The sequence below is a fragment of the Falsiroseomonas selenitidurans genome (assembly GCF_012103215.1).
GTDB classification, from domain to species: domain Bacteria; phylum Pseudomonadota; class Alphaproteobacteria; order Acetobacterales; family Acetobacteraceae; genus Falsiroseomonas; species Falsiroseomonas selenitidurans.
Map to the genome: position 1 here is coordinate 1 of NZ_JAAVNE010000109.1, position 3059 is coordinate 3059.

At 73.4% G+C, this 3059-nt stretch carries 3 protein-coding genes; all 3 read left to right on the top strand.

From position 1 onward, the window contains the following. The first annotated feature begins 130 nt into the window (after positions 1-130). The gene (locus HEQ75_RS27475) at positions 131-2158 is read left to right on the top strand and encodes a hybrid sensor histidine kinase/response regulator (RefSeq protein WP_328735034.1); all 2028 of its coding nucleotides are present in this window, start codon (positions 131-133) and stop codon (positions 2156-2158) included. Further along, positions 2155-2622: a chemotaxis protein CheW gene (locus tag HEQ75_RS27480; protein WP_209318813.1), complete on the top strand. Its 468-nt coding sequence runs from the start codon at positions 2155-2157 to the stop codon at positions 2620-2622. Before HEQ75_RS27475 ends, HEQ75_RS27480 begins: the two co-directional genes overlap by 4 nt. Next, a partial coding sequence (locus HEQ75_RS27485) for a response regulator (RefSeq protein ID WP_168035309.1) occupies positions 2619-3059 on the top strand: 441 nt, incomplete at its 3' end. The genes HEQ75_RS27480 and HEQ75_RS27485, both read left to right, overlap by 4 nt.

A 3059-nucleotide genomic window follows, 5' to 3' on the forward strand; every position in this document is an offset into this window, starting at 1 on the left:
CGCGAGGCCGCCTGGATCCGGCCCGGCCCCGGCCGCGCCGCGGCCCGCCGGCCAGGCGAACCCGCCCCACCCGGCCGCCGCCCGACCAGCGCCGGCGGCGGTTCCGGGGGCAGCCCCGGTTGCAGGGCCGGTGGCCGCACCGCCGACCGCCACCAGCATCCGCGTCTCGCTCGGCGTGCTGGACGAGTTGATGACGCTCGCCTCCGAACTCGTGCTGGTGCGCAACCAGCTGTTGCAGATCGCGCGCAGCGAGGTCGCCTCGCCCTTCACCGCGCCGCTCGGCCGGCTCTCCCGCATCACCTCCGACCTGCAGGAAGGGGTGATGAAGACGCGCATGCAGCCGGTCTCCGCCGCCTGGGGCGCGCTGCCGCGAATCGTCCGCGACCTCGGCGCGGAACTCGGCAAGCGGATCGACCTGGCGATGTCCGGCGGCGATACCGAGCTGGATCGACAGGTGCTGGAATCGATCCGCGACCCGCTGACCCACATCGTCCGCAACAGCTGCGACCACGGGCTGGAGACACCGGAGGCACGACGCCTGGCCGGCAAGCCGGAGACCGGGCGGATCAACCTCTCCGCCCGCCAGGAAGGCGGGCGCATCGTCATCGAGATCACCGATGACGGCCGCGGCCTGGACCTCGCCCGCGTCCGCGCCCGCGCCCTGGAGCGCGGCCTGGCCACGGAGGCGGAGCTGGCGGTGATGCGGGAGGAGGATGTGGCGCGCTTCGTCTTCCGCGCCGGCTTCTCCACCGCGGAGGCGATCACCGCCGTCTCCGGCCGCGGCGTCGGCATGGATGTCGTGCGCAGCAACATCGAGCGCATCGGCGGCACGGTGGACCTGCAGACCGTGGCGGGGCAGGGCACCGCCATCATCATCCGCATCCCGCTGACCCTGGCCATCGTCTCCGCCCTCGTGGTGCAATCCGCCGGCGAGCGCTTCGCCATCCCGCAGGCCACGGTGGTGGAGCTGGTGGGGCTGAAGGCCGGCGGCATCATGGTGGAATGGCTGGATGCCGCGCCGGTGCTGCGGCTGCGCGGGCAGCTGCTGCCGCTGGTCGCGCTCGGTCCGCAGCTGGGGCTGGAGCCGCCGCCGGAGGCGGGCAAGGCGGTGTCCGGCTTCGTCGCCGTGCTGCAGGGCGATTCGGGGCGCTTCGGCATCCTGGTGGACAGCGTCTTCGACACGGAGGAGATCGTGGTGAAGCCGGTGGCGCCGATCCTGCGCGACCTGACCGCCTTTTCCGGCAACACCATCCTCGGCGATGGCAGCATCATCATGATCCTCGACCCGGCCGGCGTGGCGCGCATGGCCAGCGTCGGCGCCGGCAGCATGGAGAGCACCGAGGAACGCACGACGGATGCGGCGCGCACCCAGGTGCTGCTGTTCCGCGCCGGCGGCTCGAAGACCCCGGTGGCGGTGCCGCTGGGTGTCGTCGCGCGGCTTGAATCGCTCCCCGGCGCAAGCATCGAGACGGCGGGCGGAAGGCCGACGGCGCAGCATCGCGGCCAGCTGATGCCGCTGGTGCCGGTGGGCGCCTGGACGCCGCCCGGGCCGGATGGATCGCAGCCGGTGCTGGTGTTCCAGGACGGCAACCGCCAGCTCGGCCTGATGGTGGACGAGATCATCGACGTGCTGGAGGAGACGCTGGTGCTGCGGCCCTCGGACGCGGTGGCGGGCTTCCTGGGCGTCGCGATCGTCGCCGGCCGGGCGACGGATGTGCTGGACTGCGCCTATTGGCTTCGGCTGGGCGACCCGAACTGGTTCGGCAACCCGCAGGCCAAGGCGCCGCGCCTGCTGCTGGTGGAGGATAGCGGCTTCTTCCGCCAGATCGTCGTCCCGGCGCTGACCGCCGCCGGCTACGACGTCACCGCCTGCCCGGATGCCGCCCAGGCGCTGGCGCTGCGCGAGGACGGCGCGATGTTCGACGCGGTGCTGAGCGACATCGAGATGCCGGGCATGGACGGCTACGAGCTGCTGCGCGAGCTGCGCCGGGCCGGGCCGTGGAAGTCGATCCCCGTTGTGGCGCTCAGCGGCAAGTCCACGCCGGCCGACCTGGTGCGCGGCCGCAGCGCGGGCTTCGCGGAATATGTGGCGAAATTCGATCGCGATCGCGTGCTGGAGGCCCTCTCCCGCGCCATCGCCGGGGGGGCCGTGGCATGAGCATGGTGATGGACGAGCCGCGGCTGCTGCTGACGCTCGAGGTCGGCGGCCGCATGTGCGGCGTGCCGGTGCCGCGGGTGCGCGACGTGATCCGCTGCGAGCGCATCGCCCGCGTGCCGCTGGCACCCCCCGGCGTCGCCGGCGTGCTGAACCTGCGCGGCCGCATCGTCACCGCGGTGGACCTGCGGGAACGGCTCGGCCTGCCGCCGGCCGATCCCGGCGCGCAGCGGATGAGCGTGGTGGTGGAACAGCAGACGGAACTCTACAGCCTGCTGGCCGACAAGGTGGGCGATGTGCTGACCCTGGCGTCCGACCTGCGCACGGATGTGCCGAACACGCTGCGGGGCGCCTGGCGCGAACATGCGGTGGCCGTGCACCGGCTGGAGGACCAGCTGCTGATCGAACTGGACACCGACCGCCTGCTGGCCTTCGGCGCCTGCGCCCCGGTGGACGCAAGGCGATGACCATTCAGCCGCTGCGGGTGCTGGTCTGCGACGACAGCGCCGTGGCGCGCGCCGCCGTGGTGCGGATCCTGGAGGCGGACCCGGCGCTGCGCGTCGCCTCCCGCGCCCGAAACGGCCGGGAAGCGGTGGACGCGATCCGCGGCGGCGGCATCGACGTGGCGGTGCTGGATCTCGAGATGCCGGTGATGGACGGGCTGACGGCGCTGCCGCTGATGCTGCAGGCCGATCCGGCGCTGCGCGTCATCGTCGTCTCCACCCTGACGACGCAGGGCGCGAAGGCGGCGATGGAGGCGATGCGCCTCGGTGCCGTCGATTGCCTGGCCAAGCCGCTGCCGGGCGAGGATGCGCATTTTGCCGTGGAGCTGACGGCGCGCGCGCGCGGCAATGGCGCGCTGCGGCGGCGCGCGCCGGCGACGCGGCTGGCGGCGCCGCGCCTG